The 23408-nt window shown below is 37.6% G+C and carries 26 protein-coding genes; 1 reads left to right on the top strand and 25 read right to left on the bottom strand.

The window, feature by feature from the left end; translation table 11 throughout:
* Nucleotides 1-89 precede the first annotated feature (89 nt).
* Nucleotides 90-221, top strand: a complete 132-nt coding sequence (locus ACTFWY_RS07105; RefSeq protein WP_268866271.1) for a hypothetical protein — start codon at nt 90-92, stop codon at nt 219-221.
* Between the two features lie 219 nt (nt 222-440).
* Here ACTFWY_RS07105 and ACTFWY_RS07100 read toward each other — a convergent pair whose 3' ends face one another.
* The 25 genes from ACTFWY_RS07100 to ACTFWY_RS06980 form a co-directional block, all read right to left on the bottom strand.
* Entirely contained in the window at nt 441-1805 is a 1365-nt protein-coding gene (locus tag ACTFWY_RS07100; protein ID WP_439926708.1) for a peptidoglycan DD-metalloendopeptidase family protein, read from the bottom strand.
* Nucleotides 1806-2078: 273 nt separating this feature from the next.
* Nucleotides 2079-2720 (bottom strand): HAD family hydrolase, encoded by a 642-nt coding sequence (locus tag ACTFWY_RS07095; protein ID WP_439926706.1) that lies wholly within the window; start codon nt 2718-2720, stop codon nt 2079-2081.
* 45 nt (nt 2721-2765) lie between these two features.
* Nucleotides 2766-3494 (bottom strand): hypothetical protein, encoded by a 729-nt coding sequence (locus tag ACTFWY_RS07090; protein WP_439926705.1) that lies wholly within the window; start codon nt 3492-3494, stop codon nt 2766-2768.
* Between the two features lie 2 nt (nt 3495-3496).
* A complete protein-coding gene (locus ACTFWY_RS07085; protein WP_002343743.1) occupies nt 3497-4498 on the bottom strand; it encodes a hypothetical protein in 1002 nt (333 codons plus the stop codon).
* Between the two features lie 16 nt (nt 4499-4514).
* Entirely contained in the window at nt 4515-5324 is an 810-nt protein-coding gene (locus tag ACTFWY_RS07080; RefSeq protein WP_003126076.1) for a PTS system mannose/fructose/sorbose family transporter subunit IID, read from the bottom strand.
* Nucleotides 5314-6096, bottom strand: a complete 783-nt coding sequence (locus ACTFWY_RS07075; protein WP_034704263.1) for a PTS mannose/fructose/sorbose/N-acetylgalactosamine transporter subunit IIC — start codon at nt 6094-6096, stop codon at nt 5314-5316. Before ACTFWY_RS07075 ends, ACTFWY_RS07080 begins: the two co-directional genes overlap by 11 nt.
* Nucleotides 6097-6114: 18 nt before the next feature.
* Nucleotides 6115-6585: a PTS sugar transporter subunit IIB gene (locus tag ACTFWY_RS07070; protein WP_002343746.1), complete on the bottom strand. Its 471-nt coding sequence runs from the start codon at nt 6583-6585 to the stop codon at nt 6115-6117.
* 14 nt (nt 6586-6599) lie between these two features.
* Nucleotides 6600-7019: a PTS sugar transporter subunit IIA gene (locus ACTFWY_RS07065; protein ID WP_439926704.1), complete on the bottom strand. Its 420-nt coding sequence runs from the start codon at nt 7017-7019 to the stop codon at nt 6600-6602.
* A 134-nt stretch (nt 7020-7153) separates the two neighbouring features.
* Complete coding sequence (locus ACTFWY_RS07060) at nt 7154-7870, bottom strand: GntR family transcriptional regulator (protein ID WP_034704258.1); 717 nt, start codon at nt 7868-7870, stop codon at nt 7154-7156.
* 4 nt (nt 7871-7874) lie between these two features.
* On the bottom strand, nt 7875-8336 hold the full coding sequence (locus ACTFWY_RS07055) for a hypothetical protein (protein ID WP_034704255.1): 462 nt from the start codon (nt 8334-8336) through the stop codon (nt 7875-7877).
* A gap of 315 nt (nt 8337-8651) precedes the next feature.
* Nucleotides 8652-9494, bottom strand: a complete 843-nt coding sequence (locus ACTFWY_RS07050) for an acyltransferase domain-containing protein (RefSeq protein WP_219644966.1) — start codon at nt 9492-9494, stop codon at nt 8652-8654.
* Nucleotides 9495-9978: 484 nt separating this feature from the next.
* The gene (locus tag ACTFWY_RS07045; protein ID WP_439926702.1) at nt 9979-11154 is read right to left on the bottom strand and encodes a UxaA family hydrolase; all 1176 of its coding nucleotides are present in this window, start codon (nt 11152-11154) and stop codon (nt 9979-9981) included.
* Nucleotides 11154-11426: a UxaA family hydrolase gene (locus ACTFWY_RS07040; protein WP_034706817.1), complete on the bottom strand. Its 273-nt coding sequence runs from the start codon at nt 11424-11426 to the stop codon at nt 11154-11156. Before ACTFWY_RS07040 ends, ACTFWY_RS07045 begins: the two co-directional genes overlap by 1 nt.
* A gap of 19 nt (nt 11427-11445) precedes the next feature.
* Entirely contained in the window at nt 11446-11847 is a 402-nt protein-coding gene (locus ACTFWY_RS07035) for a PTS sugar transporter subunit IIA (RefSeq protein ID WP_003126065.1), read from the bottom strand.
* Nucleotides 11844-12833 carry a D-isomer specific 2-hydroxyacid dehydrogenase family protein gene (locus ACTFWY_RS07030; RefSeq protein WP_240078010.1) on the bottom strand — a complete coding sequence of 330 codons (990 nt, stop codon included), beginning with the start codon at nt 12831-12833 and terminating at the stop codon, nt 11844-11846. Before ACTFWY_RS07030 ends, ACTFWY_RS07035 begins: the two co-directional genes overlap by 4 nt.
* Nucleotides 12834-12844: 11 nt before the next feature.
* Nucleotides 12845-13315, bottom strand: a complete 471-nt coding sequence (locus ACTFWY_RS07025) for a PTS sugar transporter subunit IIB (RefSeq protein ID WP_005470998.1) — start codon at nt 13313-13315, stop codon at nt 12845-12847.
* Nucleotides 13316-13336: 21 nt separating this feature from the next.
* Nucleotides 13337-14194: a PTS system mannose/fructose/sorbose family transporter subunit IID gene (locus tag ACTFWY_RS07020; RefSeq protein WP_439926701.1), complete on the bottom strand. Its 858-nt coding sequence runs from the start codon at nt 14192-14194 to the stop codon at nt 13337-13339.
* Nucleotides 14195-14956 (bottom strand): PTS sugar transporter subunit IIC, encoded by a 762-nt coding sequence (locus tag ACTFWY_RS07015; protein WP_034707002.1) that lies wholly within the window; start codon nt 14954-14956, stop codon nt 14195-14197. It lies immediately after the preceding gene.
* Between the two features lie 630 nt (nt 14957-15586).
* Entirely contained in the window at nt 15587-16753 is a 1167-nt protein-coding gene (locus ACTFWY_RS07010) for a nucleotide sugar dehydrogenase (protein ID WP_439926699.1), read from the bottom strand.
* Nucleotides 16754-16756: 3 nt separating this feature from the next.
* Entirely contained in the window at nt 16757-17974 is a 1218-nt protein-coding gene (locus ACTFWY_RS07005) for a hypothetical protein (protein ID WP_439926698.1), read from the bottom strand.
* A gap of 6 nt (nt 17975-17980) precedes the next feature.
* Nucleotides 17981-18853, bottom strand: coding sequence for a glycosyltransferase family 2 protein (locus ACTFWY_RS07000; RefSeq protein WP_439926697.1), 873 nt, complete (start codon nt 18851-18853; stop codon nt 17981-17983).
* 2 nt (nt 18854-18855) lie between these two features.
* Nucleotides 18856-20268 carry an oligosaccharide flippase family protein gene (locus tag ACTFWY_RS06995; RefSeq protein ID WP_439926696.1) on the bottom strand — a complete coding sequence of 471 codons (1413 nt, stop codon included), beginning with the start codon at nt 20266-20268 and terminating at the stop codon, nt 18856-18858.
* A 1-nt stretch (nt 20269) separates the two neighbouring features.
* Nucleotides 20270-20923 carry a CatB-related O-acetyltransferase gene (locus tag ACTFWY_RS06990; RefSeq protein WP_439926695.1) on the bottom strand — a complete coding sequence of 218 codons (654 nt, stop codon included), beginning with the start codon at nt 20921-20923 and terminating at the stop codon, nt 20270-20272.
* 16 nt (nt 20924-20939) lie between these two features.
* Nucleotides 20940-22076 carry a glycosyltransferase gene (locus ACTFWY_RS06985; RefSeq protein WP_439926693.1) on the bottom strand — a complete coding sequence of 379 codons (1137 nt, stop codon included), beginning with the start codon at nt 22074-22076 and terminating at the stop codon, nt 20940-20942.
* The gene (locus ACTFWY_RS06980) at nt 22045-23397 is read right to left on the bottom strand and encodes an O-antigen polymerase (protein ID WP_439926691.1); all 1353 of its coding nucleotides are present in this window, start codon (nt 23395-23397) and stop codon (nt 22045-22047) included. Before ACTFWY_RS06980 ends, ACTFWY_RS06985 begins: the two co-directional genes overlap by 32 nt.
* Nucleotides 23398-23408 lie beyond the last annotated feature (11 nt).

Raw genomic sequence — 23408 nt, 5'->3', positions numbered from 1 at the left:
AAGAAGATAGTGCTTTAAGAAAGTAGTGCTTTAAGAAAAAATTACTTTAAGAAAATAGTAGCGGAATGCTGCGAAGGAGGAAAACTAGTATGCGTATCGTTAAAATTTCAGAGACAGAGATCTATGTCGAAATGACAGGGAAAGAATCATTTACAGTTACTTGCAGCAGTGAGCAGCTCGCTGAGCGATGGCTAGCGTTGTTAGAAGGTTTAGTCGAGTAGAGCAACTGATCTTCGAAGCAAGATCCACAAGCGAAACCGCAAGTCAGCTGAACCCATTGGCAGTTGGCTGATGCAATGCCTGAAATGCCTTTCTTTTCTCAAAAGAGGACAGCAAGCAATGACCATAATAAAAAACAGCGGCAAAAATGAAGTGTGTCCGAAAAGTTGACTTTTGGTCCAACTTTTCGGATCACTGCAAGCAGCCGCTGCTTTTTTTATTTAGAGGCCTAATTCAGACGCAGGGTCAAAGAAGCCTGACCATAGTCCTGTCGCCATTCCCAAATGTAGATGGACACCAGTCGAATTTCCAGTTGTTCCCATTCCACCAAGGTATTGACGTGCTGTGACACTTTGACCGCTACTAACAGCAGGCAATGCATTGAAGTGCATGTAATAACTATAGATGCCATTCGGATGCTTTATGATCACATAATTTCCTGTGGACGGACCATAACCGGCTTCTACCACTTTCCCACCTTGAATCGCATAAATCGGTGTTCCACTGCTGCCGGTAAAGTCGATCCCATTGTGCTGGTTGCCGGAAGAGCCCGTTGGATCTGTACGGTATCCAAAACGACTCGAGATATGGACAGAATCGACCGGTAAAGACCAACCGCTTGTTTGATTTCCACTAGCAAGCTCCGGTGTTTCTTGATCAGTATCTTGATTGGTTTCTTTTTTACTTGTTTCTTCAATGTTGGTCTCTTCATTGATTGGTGTAGAAGCATTAGCGTATGTCGTTGCTTCTGTGCCGGTTTCTTTTGCCGACTCTTTTTCTTGAGAGACCGTTGCTTCAGCGGCTACTTGTTTTTTCGCTTGTTCCTGAGTTTTTTTTGCCTCAGCTTGTGCCTGTTTCTTAGCTTCTGCGGCTAACGCTTCTTCTGCTGCTAATTGTTTCAGTGTTTCTTCCCGTTTCTTTTCAGCAGCCGCTTTTTCTGCTTCCAAGTCAGACTTTTTGCTCTCTTCTTGATTCAGAGACAATCGTAAGTCGGCCAATGCCACATCCTGATTCAATCGTACATCCGCAAGCTCCCCTTGCTTTTGTTGCAGCTCGCTCGCATGAGTTTCAATTTCGGATAGTTTTTCTTCTAGTTCTTTTTCGAGCTTGATACTTGTCTCGATGTCTTTTTGCTGTTGCTCAACGATACTATTGCTGGCATTCATGATGGTGACAGAAGCAATGGCTCGTTGAATTGCTTCACCTAGTGAGTCAGCATCAAGTAATGTCGTCATCATGGCATTCGAAGGTTCTGAAACTTGAATATCTCTTGCTTGATTCGCCAGTGTTTCTTTCCGTTTGGCGATTTTTTCCTCCAATTCCTTGATTTCAACCGCGATTTTGTTGACCTTTTGCTCTGTGCTGGCCTTTGACGCCAAAATCGAATCCATTTCAGATTCAAGTTGTTGGATCTCCGCTTCCGTCTTTTGTTTGAACGCTTCTATTGAAGCAGATTCCCCTTTGATTTCATTGATTCGCTGGGTTTGTTGTTGAATTTGACGATCGACATCCTCTGCGTTTGCAACCAATGGAAAACCTATCCACATCAACGAGCTTGCAACTATCAATTTTTCCAGTTTTTTCATGCTATCTCCTTTTGAATCCTATTTTTCATTTCTACTAGCATACCGAATATTTTGCTGCTTTTGGGCAGAATCACAGGAAAAACATCTGGATGCAAAATTCTGACATCTCGTTGCAATCAACTTGTTAGATTCCAGCATGAATCGTAAATTGCTTTTTGTATCTTTTCATGAGGAAAAAACAGATAAGAATTTTTTGCAAAAAAAGGTAGATGAATGCTCAATCATTGAACATTCATCTACCTTCGTTGGAGTTTCATTTGACGTTCGTCAAAATCAGATGAATCGCCTAGCTGCCAAATCAGCTGCAGCTACTACCATCGCTTCTTCAGGAAAAACCATTCCGGTGGTAAAAGCATTGGGATAAGCTAATACTTTCAAGCCCGCACTTAAAGCGGCCGTCACCCCGGTTGGACTATCCTCCAGTGCAATAACTTCTTCTTCTGACAATGCCAACTGTGCAAGACATTTCTGATATCCCTCAGGAGCTGGCTTGCCTTCCTTCACATCATCCCGGGTGAGGATAAGATCAAAAACAGACATCAACTCTTGATGATGAGCAAAGAAATGCATCAATTCTGCTTTCCTTGAATTAGAGACGATCGCTAGCTTCAACTGGTTCTTTTTGCCATACTGGATAACTTCTGCAATGCCTTCCCGCAATGGCACCTCAGGATACTTCGTTGTCTGTGCATGAGTAAAACATGCTTCAATGGCTTCTACATCGACGGGCTTCCCTAGAGATTTTTCTAAGTGTTGATAAAACACCCCATCTGCTGAACCAATACTTTTTTGGTAATCTCTCCTTGTATAGGTTACCTGGTAGGTGTCACGAAGGTATTGCTTTACTGCTTGATAAGCAACTTCCTCGGTATCCACAAGCGTACCATCAAAATCAAAAATAATTCCCTTTACCATGTGCTCCCCCATTGAATCTTTTAGAATTGGATCTTAGGTTTCATTTCAATCTACTTCCCGAAACGCAGCGAAATCTTCATAGAACGTCTTGGGGGGTACATCCGACTTTTGCCGCTGCTTGTTAGGGATAAAGGTCGTTCCAGCTACTTGCGTAAAACTAAAATAGTGTTTTTGCCCGGTAGCCTCTTGATGGTATCCAGATTGTTCCCCAATGTATAAATCATCTACTGAACTGATCGTCTTTGTCGTTATTTGTGATGATACTGAAGCATACAGCTGAATCTCTGAATCGACAATGAACAAATTGGAACGCTCGTCTTGAATGAATTGATTGATCACCGTTGCCAGCGTCGCTAATTTAGAAAAATTATAACGGTGCGGCAGGCCAAATCCTAAAAGCAATACTCCGCCTACTACCAATACCATCGCACTGGACCATAACCACTGCTGCTCACCAATCATTTTTGTGACCGCAAAGATACCTAGAGCCCCGGCTAAAATCAAAGCTATTTTTATCATCCCCAAAACTTTGATATAGCGTAACCGACTTTCTCTTGTCAGATGGTCTTTCCCCCAAGGAAACCATTCTGGTGTCGAGATATCAATGATCAATGTGTAAGTAGCATTTTCTCTGAAGAAGTAGTCTCCTGATTGCTGACAATTTGTAGCTTCAGTTAAATACTTACCGAGCCATTGCCGAAAAGTTTTTTTCTGCTTCTGAGTAAAAATCCGAGGAAAATACAAGCAAAGAAATTCGAACAATTCTTGTTTCATTTTTAATACGCTACTTTCCGATAATATCTGCGTGTCTTAGCACTCTTTCCCGTTTTTTCTGTATAGACAGTCAATAATAGATCAAAGAAGTGATTCAAAAACCAAGGCATCAAAAATTTCTGTGTTTCTTTTGAAAAACGATCCAACCCAAACTCATTTAAATCAACCGTTTTAGCTTGCGCAGAGTGAGAAGCAATAAAGCGTTCCACCCGTTGATCTTGGTCACGATTAGAATCAGCGTTCATAATCAAGTTGACTTGGTAATCCTCGGCCACCATTTCGAATGGACCATGAAAAAATTCAGAAGAATGGATCGGCTGTGCTTGGATCCATTGAATTTCTTCCAAAATATAGTTACAGAAGCAACAAACTTCACCCCATAAACGTCCAGATGTCACCCACATTTGCGGTTTCGCCACATCGACAGTCGCAATCAGTTGTTGCGCGAATTCTTTGGCCCCAGCGATGGCTTCTCCGACAAATGTGCCAAGTTGGAGAATTTCTTTTCGCATCTTAACCAGTTTGTCTTGATCCATTTGAGTATAGCACTCAATGAACCAGCCGAACAGAACCAAATGAACATCTGTATCAACAGAGCTCGTCCGGTAATCAAGAATATCCGCTCCATCCAAAAGTGTGTCATCATCACCGATAAACCCATAAATCGTTGTTTCAGGATAAACTTGATGCACTTTCCCAAGTGTATCAAGAATCTCTTGCGTAGAACCCGTCTTTGTACCAGCAATAATCAATGTTTGATCATCGATTTGATCAAAATAAAGGCTTAGCAACTCTTCCGGGCTGACAATCAAAAATGGCACAGATAATTTTTCAAACAATAGTGGTCTTAATCCGACAAATTTGGTGAACGTTCCCCCACAACCCATCAAGAAGATCTTAGTAAATTTCTGCTGCTTCATTTCGTCAGCTGTTTCTTTCACCGCATCTAATTGATCGATCACTTGAGAATAGTTGCTAATAAATTGTTCTTTTACAAATGGCATGAGTTTCTCTCCTTTTTTATACCGCTAAAAATCCGAATACCGCCCCTAAAATACTTACAGCTAGAATTGCCAATAAGATATAGAAGACTTTGACATCCTTTTTCAACAAACGGCAGAATAGGAATGTGATCAGTAACGGCAATAAGGCTGGCATCATCGAGTCTAGCAATCCTTGGATCGTTTGCGCATCTTTACCGCTGGTCAATTTCACTGGGATATTGATGATCACCATTGAAGCGACCATCCCACCGATTACGGTATTTCCCAGAATATTGATTGCATAAGTGATATTATCCATCAATCCGCTTGACATCTTGTCAATAAAAGAAACCCCGGCTTTATAGCCCCACATGGTACCGAAATAACGAACGAGAACATTCGGGATGTTAAATACGAGCAGAAACAAAATCGGACCAAGAATACTTCCTTGTTTCGCTAATGAAATCCCGATACCGCTGGCAATGATCCGCAAACTTCCCCAGAAGATCGAATCACCGATACCTGAGATAGGGCCCATTAATCCAGCTTTCATGGCATTGATAGAAGATTCATCAAAAGAAGGATCATTTGCTTTCTTTTCTTCCATTGAAGCAGCAACACCTGCAATGAATGGAGAAGTCGCTGATGTACAGTTAAAGAATTCCATGTGTCTTTTCATTGCTTTTTTCTGATCATCTTTGTCTGGATAAAGTTTTTGAATCACGCCGCCCATCGTATAGGCAAACGCTAAACTCATCATCCGTTCATAGTTGAATGAAGCTTCCATCGGCATTGATCGCCAAAAGACGCCCATCAAATCTTTCTTTGCGATTTTTTTAGAAGTCATCATATTGTTCCTCCCCATCCGTCATCACTTGCCCTTTGTTTTTTTGGATCGCATCAAAAATGATGTACATGATGCCTGCAAAAATAGCGCCAATCATTGCAGTTGCGATCATATCTAATTTCAAGTACGCGGCACAAACGAAACCTAAGAAAAAGAAGGGTGCCACTTTTTTAGAGAAAGTCATATTGATCAACATAGCAAATCCGACAGCAGGCAGAATATTGGTTGCAATATTCATCCCATCAATAAAAGCTTGTGGTATTAATTTCAAAATTTTATCGACTGTACCGCTGCCGATTACATAGGCAACAGTAGTCACGACTGTCATCAATCCAATCCGAGTGAAAGATGCCCATAAATGCATATTGGCCGCTTCTTTGATCTTGCCTTCTTCAATCAAGTGATCAGCTTTATGAGTCATTGCCGGAAAGATCACAACATATAAAATGTTTTTGATGGCTAATCCTAAAGCTGCGATCGGCAAGACAAGTGTCAATGCCACATCGACACCATAACCATTTTTTAAAACAAGTGCGGTAGCCAAGATTCCGCCGATGATTTCATCCGGCGGCACAGTGGCGCCGACGCCCATCAAACCTAGAAAGGCCAATTCTAAGGTTGCGCCCATGATCAAGCCTTGGGTCACATCCCCAAATAATAACCCAACAAATAATCCTGTGACTAAGGGACGACCAATGAAGGAAGAACCTAGAAAATCCTGCATATTTGCTATTAGTGCAATAATAAAAATACCAATTGTTTGAACAATCATCATCCTTACTCCCTTCGGCTAAACTAACGATCTGAATTCTATATTGGCATCATTTGGTGCTTGTTTAACTAAGATTTCGATGCCAGAATTTTCCAGTTCCGTTAGTTCTTTGATTTCCTCATCTGTGACATAGACTGCTTTCGCAATGTTCTTGCTATCGTCACGCTTTGCGGATAACCCTAAATTGATTTTGTTGATTTCCGGAGTTCCTTTTGCCAATCGGTAGGCATCATGAACATTTTCTACAACGATGAACACATTGTATTTATCTGTGACACCGCTTTTAATCGCAGCAATTGAATCGTCAATGCTTTTAAATATCAATTTCGTATCATTAGGTTTTGCCAAATTCAATGTTTGCTTTCTAAATGAGTCGTTCACTACGTTGTCATTTGCAATCAAAATCGCATTGGCAGACAAATTTTTTGTCCACGCAAATGCTACTTGTCCATGTAATAAACGGTAATCAATTCTTGTCATTTTGATCATGTTGACTCTCTCCCTTAAAATTCGTCTTCATCTGGTTGATCAGGATTTACTTCAATCAATTTGACACCACTTGTAGCGGTTACAATCACTTGCTGGAGTTGTTCCTTAATCTTTGCTGGTTCTGCAGAAAAACTCATTGAAACAATTTCTAATACCAATGGCAAATTCATCCCTGCAATTAGAAATTGGTTCTCTTTTCCTGCAATTGTTTCAGTGATCACACGGTTGACGCTCCCTCCAAGCAGATCACTGATAAATATGATTGGTTCCTCTGCTATTTCTGAGATCAACGCTGTAAGCTGTGCCGAAAAGTCAACCTTCTCATCAACATAGGCGGTGATCGCAGATAGATTTTCTTGCTTCCCCATAATAAATTCAGCCGTATCTTTCATGCCTTGCGCTAAATTAGAATGACTCGCCAAAACAATTTTCATGTGTCTTCTCCTTTCATCTGTAATCGTTTCCCAATTACTTACAACTAGATAATAGAACCCCTTCGATAGAAAAACAACAAAAAAAAGACCAATTTCTTGAATAGGTCTTTTTTAGCAACCAATTTTAGAACCACTTAATAGTCGGTCTCTACATTGAAGGTTATTTTTTCTGGATTAAAAAAAGATTTTGTATATTCCACCAACTCATTCTGATCAGTATAGCCATAATATTCAATACATAAGACGTATTCTCCAGGCCGCATATTGATTTTGCTGAACTGTTTTTCGTCTTCCACTCGGCTAGCATAAAACTGTTTCTTGAATTTGACAGGTCGTTTATTTTTGTATTCCATATAGTCATAGAGTGAAAAACTACCAAAATCATAGCGATGAGCATCTTTAAATAAACGAAAAGGGAAATAGGCAATTTGCAAGGATACTTTGTCTTCATTAGCCTCCCGCACCCGGATCAATTCAAAAAACTCAAAGTATTCTGGAAAGACAGCCATCAACTCTGGATCATCGTAAACCAGTTTGAAGGATTCAACAAAACTGCTAGACTCCATTCCTTTGATTCGAATCCCCTGTGTCAAAGATAGCGGCGACTCGTCTCCAACCTCAAAACGATTGGAATGTCCCTCATTGGATAGAAAAGTTCCCGCGCCCCGCTTTTTATAAAGAACGCCATCTTCTACCAGGGAACCAATGGCTTTTTTAACTGTCATCCGACTATACCCTAAGATATCTGCCAATTCACGCTCACTTAGAATCTTATCATTTGAACCAAAGTCGCCGCCTTGAATCATCTCAACAATTTTTCTTTTGGCTTCTAAGTACAAAAACTTTCCCATTGTCTCACTCCTCAAACAAATACGCATCTGGATCAGAGATTTCTTCTTCGTAGCGGATGATCGTTTTATCTTGATCCAAAAAAAAGGTTTTTTCAATCAGCACTTGACTGTCTCCAATGATCTGCAGTTGCTGTGCCTCGATTTCATTCGGCCATGACAGGGCAATCTCTTTTCTAATACTAGATACCCCTTTTGACTGGTCTACTAATAATTCTACATCAGCATTTTTTCTTTCTACCAAATAATCGACTGGTATCCACGATTTCAGCAAAGCAACAGGTTTCTTGCCTTCCTGCAAAAGAAACTCCCGCTGCATAACGTCTCCGATACGGTCGTCATTAAACAACACATTATAAAAATTTTTCTTTTCTGCAATCGTCTCTGATGATAACGTTAATTCCAGTCTTTTATCGGCGACTCTTGCGAACGGTGTATGATATTCTCTGATTTTTTTCTTTATTCTCATTGACTTTCCCTTTTCCTTACGCATTAGTGCTACGTACTTCGGTTCTATTATACTGAATAATTATTTTTTTTAAAAGATAGTCTTCTACTGACGCCATTCCGACACAGAATAAATGTGTCTGGTATACCTTTACTTAGCAGAAAAGACCTGGAATCTCTTTCTGATTTCCAGGTCTTTGCTTTTTTAGTTCTTCAGGAAACTCCTGTTATGTCTCTTCTTTCACAGCAACTATCAAACGAACACGATCATACTTAGTTTCCCTGTAACACTCGCATCCACTTTAGCGATAATCGCCGTCCTTCTGCTTCGAAAAAACTATTTCAATCGTCCTACAGCCGATCCAATCGCATTCCCTGCTAACAGCCATGCTTTCGCTGCTTTTTGTAAGGTGGTGTTTTCGGGATACTTGCTGACATCGTTAGAAATAGTATTGAAGAGCCAGAGTACGCCGTCATTTTTTTCTGGTTCTGTCAACAGCAGTTCGTAGTCATTTCCAAACAAAACGAGGTTGGAAGTTGCTGGCAGCCATTCTTTCAACTTGGGCGAAAGCAGCCAAGTATCCGTCACAATTGGTGCTGAAGCGTATGCAGGAAAGTAGGTTTCAAAAAACATTCTGGCTGACTGATAATTTTCTTGGACTTGCTCATGAACCAGTTTCGCATCTGAAGGGATGTGAAGAGAAAGATAGGCTTGACCTTCAAGTTGTGGTGCTTTGCTCTTATGATCAGCGGCGATCATTTCAAATTCTAGCTGATCGATCCTAAATTCTAATCCGCACAAATACCGCCATGTCCAAAATCCACGATCAAACACATCCTGATTATCGGCTTGTTTCGTTTCTTTTAAGAATCGAGTAAATGCCCTCATCGTAGCCAAATAAATCTCATGAGGAATTTGCAGCGGTTGATAAATATGTTTCCAGCTGATGGTCGCTGCATACAAATGGATCGCCAATTCCTTCATCGACTCCTCTTTGTACAGTTGGGATAACCACTTGGCTTCTGCTGAAGCTGTTACTGGATCGAGCAATTTATGTACACTAGTAATCATCTCTTGTTCTTGCAGCTCCTCTATGGCTGCGTTCACTTTCTCTTGGACTAAAACGGGGATTTCAATTAAATCCATCAATTGCTGTAATGGCTCACTGTTAGCTAACATGCTATTCCTCCTATTATCAACTTGGAATCTTTCTTTTTGATCAATGACATCAATGCTTGTTTGTAACCGCTTCATCCAATTATAAAAAGTTTAGGGCTTAAATGATACTAAAATATACCGGTTTATACTAAAATCCTAACCCATTTATTGTTTCAAAGAAGATAGACTCATTTGGGTCGCCTCTCTAGACAATTTTTTCACGAAGAAATCCGTTCTCTATCCGAAAAGGCACTCTCACACGTTTCTTCAAGAATCTATTCGTAAGAGAGCGCCCTCTATAGGATAGCTGAAACAGCTAACTTCTGGAGGGCGCTACATCGTTTTTCGATAACAGTTCTTTCTTGATTGTACTTTCTTGATATTTCTTTTTTATTGCAGTAATGACGATTGTTAAAAGTGACAGTTTTTCAAAAGTACGATTGGCTTAATAGCAACTGCTAAATCACCTAGATAGGATGTTTAGCAGTATTTAGTTGGGGCTGTTTTATAAATCACAGCCCCAGACTTCATTGTTGCGATAAATCGCTAGCTCCTGAAAGCCTAATTTCTCCGCTGCAGTTCGTTTTCCATTTGCCACTGCGATCATCTCAGAAAGGATTCTTTCGCCACCTTCCTTGATGGACATTTCGCCGGTAATGATCGCAGATAACTCAAGATCCATATGTTCAGTCATTCGTTGATACGTCTCATGATTACCGGTAATCTTGATCATTGGTACGATGGGATTTCCAATGGGCGTGCCTCTCCCCGTTGTAAAGACACAGATCTGGGCGCCGCCAGCCACCATCCCCGTTACAGATTCAATATCGTATCCTGGAGTGTTCATGATGATCAACCCTTTTTCAGTGGCGATCTCTCCATATTTGACGACTTGATTGATCGTGGCGTGTCCTGCTTTCATGATTGCCCCTAACGATTTTTCTTCAAGTGTCGTCAAACCACCTTTTTGATTACCAGGTGAAGGATTTGCTCCTCGAATATCTACTTGGAGACGTTCAAATTGTTTTTCGAGACCGCCAATGATAGTCTGAATATCCCGTTTGACTTGTTGGTTTTTGGCACGACGGATCAAGATATGCTCTGTACCGATCAATTCTGTCGTTTCTCCTAGGATCGATCGACCGCCTGCAGCTACCAAAAGTTCTGTCGCAACTCCCAAAGCAGGATTGACGGATAACCCACTGGTTGCATCACTGCCGCCACAATTGGTCGCTAAAGTAAGAGCAGATAGTTCAACGGGTTCCCTCACAATCCGGGCAGCCGCGCCTACCAGTCTTTCTAATAAAGGAACGACTGTCGCGATTGTTTTTGTTGTCCCGCCTTCTTCCTGGATGCTAAAAGAGTAGACCGGTTTGTCTGATACCTTCTGAACCCGAGCCACCATTTCGTGAGGCTGAATCGTCTCACAGCCTAACCCGACAAAGACTGCCCCATAGACATTGGGATTTAAGACAAATCCCGTCAACGTTCGTTTGGTGATTTCTACTGCATCTCCAATTTGACCACAGCCTTTTCCAGCTGGGATAAAGACCGTGCCGGCAATTCGTTCAGCCAGACGGCGTGCAGTTTCATTGGCACAGCCCACTGTCGCAATGACTAAAATTTTGTTGCGGATTCCATATTGCCCATCGGATCGTTTATAACCCATTATTGGTTTCATTAGACTCTGATGCTCCTCACATTATGTGTATGCACATGTTCACCTTTGGTAATCGCTGCTGTAGCAATCCCTATCACTTCGCCATATTTGATAATCTCTTCGCCAGATTCAATATCTTTTACAGAAAATTTATGGTAGCTGTCAATAGACTGGACAATCAGGAATTCATTTAAGGTCGCTTGATTAACAATCTTCACGGATGATTCCGCCGGCGTTGGTTGCAAAACCATGGCAACATTGTCCTCGGGACGCATCATTAATGCCGTATACATAGACTGCCTCACTTTCTCTTCACTCATATTTGTCTTGAAAGACAATCGTGTCGATCGCTGCCTGACGCAAATGTGCGACTAATTGTGACAAAGACATCTGTTCACGTTGCATGATTGCTTCAATCACTAACGGCAGATTGAACCCGGCAACGATCTGATAATGGTTAGGGTCAAAAAATTGTGAATTATAATAAGCACAGTTGTAAGGCGTTGCTCCAAACATATCGACAAATACCAAGACCCCATGCCCCCTATCCAGCTTGCGACTTTGATCTAAAATTTTTTGACGGAAACTGTCGACCTCTTCATTTTCAGCAAGTGTGTCGAACGCCATCTGCTGTGTCTCACCAATGATCATTTGTAACGAATGAACGATCCCTTGGCTGAGTTCGCCATGAGAAATAATTTGCATACCAATCATACCGACCAACTCCTTTCATTCACCAGATCAAAGGGTTCTAGTTGCGCAAAAAAGCGCTCAATATTCGTCACTACATGATCTCCCATTCCGGCTAAGCTTTCAGAAGTATACGCACCGATATGAGGGGTCAATGTGACATTTTCAAAAGCCAGTAATGGATGCGTAGGCTCTAACGGTTCCTGACAAAAGACATCGGCAGCATAACCGGAAATTTCTTTTCTAGCCAACGCACGGATCAAAGCTGCTTCATCCACCAATTCCCCACGTGCAGTATTGATCAGCAAGACATGCTGCTTCATTTGATCAAAAGCTGCATCAGAAAGCATCCGCTGGTTTTCATCTGAAAGATTGCAGTGAAGTGTGATGACATCCGCTTCTGACAATAATTCCGGCAAAGATACTTTTTTTCCTTTTGCTTTGTGAATGTCTTCAGCAGACTTATAAGGATCATAGACTAGCACTTCAGCACCAAAGCCTTCATGCAGAATCTGGCCAACCTTGGAGCCGATATTGCCATAGCCGATCACACCGACCGTTGCGTGCTTGAGTTCAAAACTATTGCAGCTCGACCGCAAGTGCCACTCATCATTTTTGATCAGCCGCTGCCCTTTATTGATCTTACGAAGTTCGTTCATTAACAAAGCAATCGCATGTTCTGCTACCGCTTGTCGTTCGATTGGTCCTAAAACTTTGGTCACCAGTACCTGATTTTCGGTTGCAGCACTAAGGTCTACATTATCGACCCCTAGACCATGACGGCAAAGCAATCCTAGATTTGGTGTATTCTGAAAAAACGTACGATCGAAAGTTGGCGTGACACTAGCGATAATGCACTGATAGTCCCTGAGTGCCTCAGCCAGTTGTGCCCCTTTAATCGTTGGTTCAAACAGATGAAAGTCCACTTCGCCAAATGCTTGCAGTCGTTGGATATGTTCCGGAAAAAACTTGCCAAAACTTTTTGAATTGACTACTGCAATTTTTTTCATCGACATCCCCCCTAAATCGATTTCTTCGCTGCTTCAGGAACCGTTTGCGCATAAATCTTGATGTCCTTTTCAGCTGATAATTGACGCAATTGTTCCAACTCTGTCTCGGTTAGGGCAACATTTTTAATGAAGAACTCGGCCGCTTGTCTTTTTGGCGTGCCGCCTAGATTCAAACAAGGTAACGGTAACCCCAACTCCAAACACTTGATCGCTGTTGCTACCGTTTTGAACAAAGCAAATACTTTATCTGCACCGAACTGATTGGCTTCCCAAGCTGCCAGCGCTTCCGCTATGCTGTATACCTTCACTTGAAAACCGTAACGTTTTCCTGAAGCCATATAAATATCCATCGAAAAATCATCGGAACGCACCGCGTCATCGATAATATAAATCGTATTCGCACCCGAAGACTTGGCCCACTTTGTCACGATCTGGCCATGAATCAAGCGACTATCTACTCGAGCAAAAGTAATTTTCCCCATTTGTGACACCCTCTTTCTGATTTATAAAATTCCGATCGCTGCCAACAATCCAACGATAACAGTCAGCAATAACATCCCTTTTAGTACATTCAGACCCTTCTTTTCAAAGTAGAAGTACAAGCCCATGATCAGTGAAAGTGGTAAGATGCCTGGCAAGATAGAGTCCAGAATACTCTGTAAAGCAAATTCTCTTTCTGACAGGACAAAAGATAATGAAGATTGAATCGTCACAAACCGTGCCGCCGTCACTCCCATCATGAACATACCAAGAATCGTCAACGCTTTCATGATCAAATTGGCTCTTGTTCCGGCAATCAGTTCTCGAGCCGCTTGCCTCCCTAACCGATAACTAAAGTGGACAAATGCACGGCCATAGAGATACGTTACAACAGAAAAGACGATCCAAGGAATAACCGCACCGAACCATAAACCATCTGCAGCCCAAGGCAGTGCAATCGCAATCAATAGATACTGCAACGTGCCATTATTAATGGAATCCCCGATCCCTGCCATTGGTCCCATCAATCCGACTTTCGTTGCTTCGATCAATTCTGTTGAAACGGTCTGCTCAGAACCTGTTTCTGTCAACTCTTTGGCCCGCTGTTCTTCCAGAGATGCAGTAATCCCAGAAATGGTACTGCCGCCCCAGATCGCATCAGTGTTCCAAAAGGTCAAGTGCCGATTGTAGGCATCCCGCAAGTCTTCAGGATCTTTATAGATTTTTTTAAGCAGAGGCGTCAATGCATACATCAACGCTGGTGCGACTTGTCGCTCATAGGTGCGAGGGATCTCGTTCATCCAGTACCAGCGATTCCAAATCTGGTTCAGTTCCTTTTTAGTCAGTCCATTGTTTTCAGTCGAAGTATTCTCTGCATCCATCTAGGCTGCCTCCTTTGCATTGATCATAATCATGGTGTAAATGCCTGCAGTCACGATACCCAGTACAGCCCAAGTAACCATGGTGATTCCTAAATCTTTCAAAATAATCGTTAAGAAGAATGCCAAAAAGAAAAAGAACATATCGGTCTTTTGACCAATGATCCGAATCAAAATCGCGATCCCAACAGCTGCTAACGCACTGGCGACAACATCCAGTATATGAAAGACAACCGTGCCTTCCAATTGTGTCACAACATTAGCTATCGAATCTGCCCCGAAATATAAAGCGATAAACAATACCGGCACATGAGTCAGCATCGTCAATAGGGTTGGCAACAGACCGATTGCAAAAGTAAATTTCTTGTCCTCCAGATTATTGACCACCCGATCAATGTATTTGGTCACAAAAGAATTCACGATAATTTTTAATGTATATAAATAACTTCCTAGAATTCCGACGGGAATCGCGATTGCTACTGCCGCTGTCGGCTCTAGATTACCTAAGATAGCGACTGCTGTAGCCACAGTTCCCGAGACAGCCGGTTCTGTTGCCATCTGGCCGCCTGGCGCAATCTGACCCATAGAAATCAATTGGATAGCTGCACCAACCGTTACCCCTTGGGCAACATCTCCCAGAACGACACCGACAAATAAACTCGTCATAAGCGGACTAAACCGCAAATTCAAGCCTGCATACCCGAAGAAGCGGGCTTGAATCAACGCCACCCAAATTGAGATGATCAACGCCTGGATCACTGACATATTTTTTCCTCCGTTTCTAATTCTATCAATACCAACAGTGAAAAATGAAAGGCGAATAGAAACCAAATCTTGCTTTTTACCTAGGATGAAAGCATTTCTTGATCCGCCAACAAAAGCAGCTTCCAATAACGAAACAGCGTCCCATTCCCATGAAAACCACTCGATCAAGAAACAGCAAAAAAGGCATCAGACCAGCGTGTCCAATGCCTTTGACATAGCGAAATAAACCTCAGGAAAAACGTGAAAATTTCAAAAAATTGCACAAAGCGACTAGTAATCGCTATCAACTTTCGGTAAAATAAACACGTTGGTTCCTTCGGGAAACAACTATGGCAACTTGATTGGTCAGCTGTGTAAACGTTGTGACTGATCAGGGCTTTCTACAGGTGCGCCAACACCCGTAGAAAGTGCCTTTTTTTATTTGGTTTCTATTCCATTTCATCATATAGAAAGCGTTACCTTTTGGCAATAGGGAACGTATGTTTTCGTAGAGTTTTTTGAAGGGGATTTTTTGGGGAAAGAAAAAGAAGATACGGGGTATCTTCTTTGGGGATGTATTCTCTTAATAAAAAGGAGAAAATTATTTTTTAATCTAAAGTAAGTATTTTTGAAGAAAAAACTTGTTTCAATCTAATTATCACCAAAGATATCTCTCGTATAAACTTTTTCCTCTACATCTTTAAGTATCTCTTCAAAACGATTGCTGACAATGATATCAGAAACACTTTTGAACTCATCAAAATCTTTGATCACCCTAGAATGAAAGAAATGATCCGCATCAAGAGTCGGTTCATAGACAACCACTTCGATTCCTTTAGCTTTAATACGTTTCATAATTCCTTGAATCGATGAATACCTGAAATTATCAGAGTTCGCTTTCATCGTCAGTCTATATATACCAACCACATTGGGTTTTTTTGCAAGAATTTGTTCCGCAATAAAATCTTTACGAGTCGTATTGGATTCAACAATAGCCCCAATTATATTACTTGGCACATCTTCATAATTTGCACGAAGCTGCTTCGTATCTTTTGGTAGACAATAGCCTCCATAACCGAATGAAGGATTATTATAATGGGAACCAATTCTTGGATCTAATCCTACACCTTCAATAATTTGTCGGCTATCTAATCCCCTAGATTCCGCATAAGTATCTAACTCATTAAAGTAAGCCACACGTAAAGCCAAGTAAGTATTTGAAAATAATTTAATCGCTTCAGCTTCCGTTGAATGGGTTAAAAGAACCGTTACATCTTCGTCTAATGCATTTTCTTTAAACATATTAGCCACTTCTTGTCCTCGATCAGATACTTCGCCAACGACAATTCTCGAAGGATGTAAGTTGTCGTATAACGCTTTACCTTCTCTTAAAAATTCGGGCGAGAAAATAATGTTCTCCGTATTAAATTTAGCTTTAACATCTAATGTGTATCCAACTGGTACAGTTGACTTGATAATAAACGTTGCGTCTGGACGAATTGCTAACGCTTTTTCAATGACATCTTCAACAGTGGATGTATTGAAATAATTTTTCTTTTCATCATAGTCTGTTGGCGTTGCGATGATCAAATAATCTCCAAAAGTAACGGCATCTTCAAAATCTTTTGTGAATTCAACATTTAAGTCATCCCGTTTTAAGAACTCATGTACTTCTTTATCTTCTAACGGAGAAGTTCCTTGATTCAACATCTCGATTTTTTCTCCTACAATATCATAAGCTTTTACTTGTTCATGTTGAGACAATAATAAGGCATTCGCTAGGCCAACGTAGCCAAGACCAAAAACTGACACTTTCATTTTTTATTTCCTCCATATTGCATTTATAATTTTTTTTGAAGAATATTTTGGTGTAGCGGAAATAAAAGTTTGTTCTAATTCATCGACATTTGGAATACTCATCTTCGACTTCACGAAATTATTTATGTCCTCTACTAATTTTGGTGTTTCTCCAAACTGATTAATTAAAAGTGCATTTTCATATTTCTTAAGAATAACATTTATTGGATCCTTCTCATGTCTGTAAAAATGAATAATAGGCTTTCTCATTCCAATATACTCGAAAACTTTACTAGGAGTCTGAGATATATCAATATTTCCTATTGAAATTAGGATGTCTGATTCAACATACTTCATTTTTATATCCTTCAAGGGAATCGATTTATTCAAACTAATATAATTGGGAAACATTCTCTGCAGTCTCTTCAATGCAGGTTGATCTCCAGCATTTCCATAAAAATCTACTGACAAATTATCATAGTTTGAAAAATAAGCCTTTAATATTTTTGAAGTTTCATTAACAGGTCTCATCTTACTACTTAATGATCCTGCAAAAATAGCTCGTTTTTTAGCACTTTCATTTATGACATCAGACACAACATTATCAATATACAACGTTGGAACATCAATAAAATCTACGTCCATTTTCTTATCTGAAAAATATTCCTTCCAGTCATTCGATGCAATTATTGCTTTAGCTCTTTTGAAACTTTCTATTTCTAAAGATAAATTTCTCTCATACTTCATTTTTTTGTTAATAATATTTCTATGCCTAGTTTGACTATCCGAGAACTTATCAAACAGTAACTCTATAAAAGGAGTACCATTTTTTAAATTATACGACATTGCCGCCATAATTGACTCAAATGGAAAACAAACAGAAATTATAGCATCAATCTTAAAAATCGAATCTAAATATTCAATTTTTTCATATATCAATTTCACTAGATCGTTATCAATTGAATAGCGTCCCAACATATCTTTGCAATACTTTAATAATTTTATATAACTCAACCTCGCTACTGTCTTGGACTCTAGTCTTTTCTTTCGCTCATTTGTTAGAATCCTATGAACATGAACTTTATCAATTATTTCATATTTGCTTTGTTTAAGGTCATTTTGTTGACAAATTATATGAATTGAAAACTCATCAACTAACTCTTCACAAATATTTTTCACACAAATTCCATTTGCAGTTGGTTTAGGTAAATAGTCATTAACAATGAATAAAATATTTTTCATATAGTATCATACTTTCTTTCTAAAAAAGTTGTAGGACTTCAACATACCATAAGGAACAAAATAAAATAAGCCGGCTATAATTTCGTTAATTTTTCCGTTATATAAATTGTTTAACAATATGTAACTCCTCCAACTGAGCCAATAAGCCGCCTTCACCATCCCTGGTAAATTTAACTCTCTTTCAATTGATATAGTATGAATCCATGTATTAGCTTTACTATACAATTGAACACTTGCTCGAAAACCAGCATTGTTGCCTCTAATTCGAAAAAGAGTTAAATACTCATTAATACAATCAAGCTTATATCTCTCAGCTAAATCTCTGTAAAAAAATAAATCTTGTCCGTAACGTTGATCTTCTCGGTACTTTATAATTAATTTACCCTCTTTAAAGAGAGCATTTCGTCTAACCATAACACAAGAGGTTTGAACTTTAAATGACACAAAGGTATCTATAAAAACATTATCTTTATATTTACTTGTATCTATACTTTTCTCATCTCCATTTTCGTAAAAACATTTATACGAGTGTTGACTCCAGATTGATTTGTTTTTCTCCATGAATTTATACTGGAGTTCTAATTTTCTTGGTAACCATATATCATCAGAATCGAGAAAAGCTACATACTTTGATTTACAATACAATATACCGTGGTTTCTTGCTGCAGCTGGACCTTTATTCTCTTGTTCTAAAATTATCAATTCAAAGAAATAATTTCCCCTATTAATAATTGAATTCAAATTATCATTCGATCCATCATTAACGATTATTACCTCAAAGTCTTTATATGTTTGGTTATTTAAACTTTCAAGAGCTTCTTCTAACCATGTGAATTTTGAATAATATGGTATAACTACTGAGATTTCTTTCTGTACCATCACTATTTTTCCTTCCAAATTTTTAGCGGACTAGCTCCAATTATAAATGTAACACAAAAATAAATAATTATTCCCAAAATTACTTGTAGTATTGTTGTTATAGGATTAGGCGCAAGATTCAAAAATTTAGTAAAATAATTTATACTAAAAAGCATTACTACACCAGAAAAAAAAAGTTTACTAATCAACTTTATATCAAATTTAAACTTTTCTTTTCTTACAAATGAGATCCCTCTAGAGACTGTCACAAATAATTCTGATATAATTGTTGCCAAAATAGCCGCGTATATTCCTAAAAAATTTATTGTAAATAAACTTATGCAAATACTTATTACTGCACCTAGAATCACAGAGTAATTATATTTTTTTATTTCGCCTATTGGTAGTAAATATTGTCTTGAAATAGCCATTCCTAAAGGAACAATTGCCAGTAAAGGTGCAAACATTGGGATTATACTTTTTAAAATTAAAAATTCATCCCCAAAAAACCAAGGCACCATAGATTTAGAAATCGCTATTAGTCCAAAAACTGCTCCAATTGACACATATAACTGTAAGTGAATTGATTTCATCATAATTCCAAGAATACCCTTGGAATTATTTTTAGATGATAAATAACTCATTTTGGGAAGTAAAACAGTATCCAGAGTTGTAATCATCATAATAACCATTGTATTGATAGTTTGTGCATTTGAATAGTATGCCACTTCTTGGTTACCAGTATACACACCTAAAATAGTTTTATTAAGATTAGTATAAAATAATACAGAAACTTGTGGTATTAAATATGCTAAAGATTTTTTAAAATGAAAAAAAACATTCCTTGCAGAAGGAAAAACAAATTTTATTTTCTTAATTAGAAATATCCAAGTAAAAACCTGAGAGAGAAATAGACTCATACTTTGTATAAAAATATATTTTAATGTATCGTTCTCATTTTTTATCAGTATAATAATAAATACTAAACCAAGAATTTGAAATAACAAACTTGTCATCGTAACTTTTTTAAAATCTTCGATTCCCATAAAAAACCATGAAATATCAAAAATCACGGCATAAATTGTTATTCCTTGAACAATATAAATAATAGGATTCTCTAAATAAGAGATAAAAAAAAAGTAACAAAAAATTAGAATAGATGTTGTAAGAAATTTTAAAGCGACAAGGTCCCAAAATGTTTTGGACATTTTGATTTGCGAATCTCGACTACGGGAAATTTCTCTGTTTCCATATAAGCTAATTCCCAGACCTGAAAGAATAACAAAATATTGAGCAATAGAATTTGAATAATTGTACAAACCGACTCCAGTCGGCCCAAGAGCTCTAGAAACAATTGGTACTGATATCAAGGGAATCGCAATTTTAGCAATTTGAAAGATTACTTGATAGAACAAATTTTCAATTACTTTTCTCATTTTATTTTTGCTCCTTGATAATCTTATTTACTTTTTCTATATTATCTGAATGAGTAAACCACTCTAAATCTTTATCCCACCAATTCATATCAAGAAGTTTTTCTATTTGATACTCATCAAACCGTTTCTTGATAATTTTAGCAGGAACCCCTCCAACTATCGTGTAAGGTTCAACATCCTTTGTTACTACTGCACCAGCAGCTATAATTGACCCATTTCCTATTGTTATCCCTTCTAGTATAATTGCATTACTTGCAATCCACACATCATGACCAATAATAGCACTTTTATTATTTTCTAAAGTGTTATTTTCATTAAAGAGATTATTTTTGACAAAAGTCATATTACTTTGAGATTTACTTGAATAAAAAGCAGGATGAGTAGAAAAAAAACTGTTAACTGGATGAGTCCCATATATTACTTTTACATCATTTCCAATTGAACAAAAATTACCAATTTTTGTTTTATTAAGAATACAATTTTTTCCTATATAGCTCATTTTTCCAATATGACTATATGAGACTTCTGAATTTTCACCTACTGAATTATGTCCATCAAACTGAGTTTTCCAAAAATCCACCTTTTTATCTAGCTTAATACTACTTTCTAGTTTAAATTTAAGAAGCTCCAGATACAATTTTTTTCTCAGTCTCATTACTTTCCTCCGAATATCATCTGCTCATGATTTTGTTTAACTTCATAATAATTTTTTTCTTTAAAAGAGTCATAAGGTCTTTCCGATTCATTTCACCATAATAATACGAAAGCATAAAACTTCTGTCATTAGGAAGCTCTAAATTAGATAACTGAATTTCAGAAGTATCATATAATCTAAAATACTCGCCTTCAATTTTATTCAAAACGTTTAATTCATGTGGCCGTAGTTCTAAGCCAAATCGATCCACTAACTTGAAATTGAGGGCCTGGCTTGTTACAACAAATCGCTTACTATATACTCTTTTGCACCCATATAAATCGAATTCAACATCATCAAATTCTGTTTTTTCTGGAATTAACTCGAAAAAACTATCATATTTATTAAGTAGTCCAAATTCAGGCATCACGTATAATCTATTTTCATTCGAATTTTCTAAGCTAACTTGAAAATCTTTATTCATAATTTTTGCATGTGTCCCCACATCTGAAAAATTAGTAGATAATGATTGATATGGATAAATAAAATACTTACTCTGATCAATACAATAAAAGATAAAATACTTTAGCCACGAGCTTTCCGGCCATTTTGATAAATGCAAAGGAATATAATCATTATTAAAATGCTCATTTTCAAACTTTTGATACCATGAATAAAACGACTCCCATTGTTTATCTGTCCAGACTTGCCCCCACGACATTGCATACTGCATTGCATAAACATCATAATCATTTTTCATTGGACAAAACGGTAAATTGCTTTCAATACAAATTGGGTGATTATACAATGAAAAGCCTGCTATGTGTTTCTCATTTTTATATTTTTCAACAGCTTGTTCTGAAAAAGAAAAAAAGTTTTTTGAAACATATAAATCATCTTCAAAAACACAAATCGTTCCATATTTTTTTGTGAGTTCCCCACAAAATATTACATGTTTTCGTAATCCAAGATTTTTCGGATGAGCGATTACTTCTTTATTTCCATGAATCCATTCAAAGTAGTTAGCAGTTTTAAGAACCTCTTCGTTCGAACTTTTATCTATACTAATAACTAAATCTACTTTATGAGGATAATATGCATCACTTAATGATTTAAGCAATCTTAAAAGTGACTTCTCTCTGTTATAAGCAATTGCTACTATCGTTTCTATCATTAAATAGTTCTCCTTTATAAGCTTTCTGCGATAAATAAATTAGTATCCCAATAATTAAAAAACTTTTAAATTGTTGGAATTCAAAACGATATACTGTAGAGGCTAACATTAATGAAAAATAAACGATCAACGAATATGAATAGTAGTTTTTTCTTTTTATGTGAAAATTCCAAATTAAACTAGCTATAACTCCCAACAAAGCGGCAAAAAAGATTATCCCTAAAACACCACCATCTAAGTATGCATTAAAAACAGCTGTATAAAATGCATTAAATTGAACGCCGTTCCCAATAGTTATACTTGTACTTGTTAGATCGCTTATCACAGAATTTGTAGACGTCAGATAAATACCTAGGTAAGAAAAGATAAAGTAGAAAAACTCATTTATTCCTGAAAAAAAAGCTTGTCCGAGATAATGTTGTGGTAAATAGTTAGAAGATATATTAAAAAAGTAGTCTAATGACCTTAATGGTCCAATAAAGTAAAGGATTGCTTGTGAAAATGAACTTTCTAAACTAGAAAAAAAACCTTTAAAATTGTCAGAACTACTGCTAAATCGATTTATACCTATAAATACCATACCCACTAAAAGGAAAATAACTGGAACAATAATTTTCGAAAACTTTTTAAAAATAGATTTTTTATACATTATTTTCGTAGTTTCACTAGATTTTAAAAACCAAAAACCAGCAACAATGAAATAAAGAGCATTAAATAAACCAAATCTTCCTAATCCTATTAAAGAATATAAAAATAGTGAAAGCAATGACAAGAATGAAGTAAAATCAAACTTATTATTCTTAATAAATTTGGCTATCGCTAACAAACCAAACAACTCAACTACAGTAGTAATAACATAATTATAAAATAATAGTTCAACGCCTGAACTAAATAATTCACCTACTTGGTATCGTACTATTCTTAATTTATATGCTGGTAAAAAAGCTTTCAAATTATTATATTTAAATAGATAATACATCAATAAAAACACAATTAACAATTGTGTAATTACTTGAAATATTTCGATTGTTTTATTTTTTTTCCGTAAATGGTTCTCTGATTCAGCTATTTTACTATCATAATCCCATTTTATTCTATTTGAAAAAAGCAAATAGAATAAAATGACTGTTACTATAAATAAATAGACTTTATTATAAGTTAGATTAGATACGTCAAATAGATTACCTGAAAAATTTTTCGATAGAAATAATATCAGTGTCCAAAAAATAATAAACGGTGTAATCAAATTAAGATAAGTACCAGTCTTAATTTTTCCCCAAAAAATAAAAATTAACATTACACAGCAAAAAATAATAAACACTGAATCATCTC

This window comes from Enterococcus sp. 125944 (assembly GCF_051909435.1).
In the GTDB taxonomy this organism is placed as follows: domain Bacteria; phylum Bacillota; class Bacilli; order Lactobacillales; family Enterococcaceae; genus Enterococcus_D; species Enterococcus_D gallinarum.
This window is presented reverse-complemented; position numbering and strand designations above follow the sequence as displayed.

Excerpts from the sequence above, each read along its gene's own strand:
- ACTFWY_RS07105 (WP_268866271.1), top strand. The coding sequence starts at position 90 with ATGCGTATCGTTAAAATTTCAGAGACAGAGATCTATGTCGAAATGACA.
- ACTFWY_RS07100 (WP_439926708.1), bottom strand. The coding sequence starts at position 1,805 with ATGAAAAAACTGGAAAAATTGATAGTTGCAAGCTCGTTGATGTGGATA.
- ACTFWY_RS07095 (WP_439926706.1), bottom strand. The coding sequence starts at position 2,720 with ATGGTAAAGGGAATTATTTTTGATTTTGATGGTACGCTTGTGGATACC.
- ACTFWY_RS07090 (WP_439926705.1), bottom strand. The coding sequence starts at position 3,494 with ATGAAACAAGAATTGTTCGAATTTCTTTGCTTGTATTTTCCTCGGATT.
- ACTFWY_RS07085 (WP_002343743.1), bottom strand. The coding sequence starts at position 4,498 with ATGCCATTTGTAAAAGAACAATTTATTAGCAACTATTCTCAAGTGATC.
- ACTFWY_RS07080 (WP_003126076.1), bottom strand. The coding sequence starts at position 5,324 with ATGACTTCTAAAAAAATCGCAAAGAAAGATTTGATGGGCGTCTTTTGG.
- ACTFWY_RS07075 (WP_034704263.1), bottom strand. The coding sequence starts at position 6,096 with ATGATTGTTCAAACAATTGGTATTTTTATTATTGCACTAATAGCAAAT.
- ACTFWY_RS07070 (WP_002343746.1), bottom strand. The coding sequence starts at position 6,585 with ATGATCAAAATGACAAGAATTGATTACCGTTTATTACATGGACAAGTA.
- ACTFWY_RS07065 (WP_439926704.1), bottom strand. The coding sequence starts at position 7,019 with ATGAAAATTGTTTTGGCGAGTCATTCTAATTTAGCGCAAGGCATGAAA.
- ACTFWY_RS07060 (WP_034704258.1), bottom strand. The coding sequence starts at position 7,870 with ATGGGAAAGTTTTTGTACTTAGAAGCCAAAAGAAAAATTGTTGAGATG.
- ACTFWY_RS07055 (WP_034704255.1), bottom strand. The coding sequence starts at position 8,336 with ATGAGAATAAAGAAAAAAATCAGAGAATATCATACACCGTTCGCAAGA.
- ACTFWY_RS07050 (WP_219644966.1), bottom strand. The coding sequence starts at position 9,494 with ATGTTAGCTAACAGTGAGCCATTACAGCAATTGATGGATTTAATTGAA.
- ACTFWY_RS07045 (WP_439926702.1), bottom strand. The coding sequence starts at position 11,154 with ATGAAACCAATAATGGGTTATAAACGATCCGATGGGCAATATGGAATC.
- ACTFWY_RS07040 (WP_034706817.1), bottom strand. The coding sequence starts at position 11,426 with ATGTATACGGCATTAATGATGCGTCCCGAGGACAATGTTGCCATGGTT.
- ACTFWY_RS07035 (WP_003126065.1), bottom strand. The coding sequence starts at position 11,847 with ATGATTGGTATGCAAATTATTTCTCATGGCGAACTCAGCCAAGGGATC.
- ACTFWY_RS07030 (WP_240078010.1), bottom strand. The coding sequence starts at position 12,833 with ATGAAAAAAATTGCAGTAGTCAATTCAAAAAGTTTTGGCAAGTTTTTT.
- ACTFWY_RS07025 (WP_005470998.1), bottom strand. The coding sequence starts at position 13,315 with ATGGGGAAAATTACTTTTGCTCGAGTAGATAGTCGCTTGATTCATGGC.
- ACTFWY_RS07020 (WP_439926701.1), bottom strand. The coding sequence starts at position 14,194 with ATGGATGCAGAGAATACTTCGACTGAAAACAATGGACTGACTAAAAAG.
- ACTFWY_RS07015 (WP_034707002.1), bottom strand. The coding sequence starts at position 14,956 with ATGTCAGTGATCCAGGCGTTGATCATCTCAATTTGGGTGGCGTTGATT.
- ACTFWY_RS07010 (WP_439926699.1), bottom strand. The coding sequence starts at position 16,753 with ATGAAAGTGTCAGTTTTTGGTCTTGGCTACGTTGGCCTAGCGAATGCC.
- ACTFWY_RS07005 (WP_439926698.1), bottom strand. The coding sequence starts at position 17,974 with ATGAAAAATATTTTATTCATTGTTAATGACTATTTACCTAAACCAACT.
- ACTFWY_RS07000 (WP_439926697.1), bottom strand. The coding sequence starts at position 18,853 with ATGGTACAGAAAGAAATCTCAGTAGTTATACCATATTATTCAAAATTC.
- ACTFWY_RS06995 (WP_439926696.1), bottom strand. The coding sequence starts at position 20,268 with ATGAGAAAAGTAATTGAAAATTTGTTCTATCAAGTAATCTTTCAAATT.
- ACTFWY_RS06990 (WP_439926695.1), bottom strand. The coding sequence starts at position 20,923 with ATGAGACTGAGAAAAAAATTGTATCTGGAGCTTCTTAAATTTAAACTA.
- ACTFWY_RS06985 (WP_439926693.1), bottom strand. The coding sequence starts at position 22,076 with ATGATAGAAACGATAGTAGCAATTGCTTATAACAGAGAGAAGTCACTT.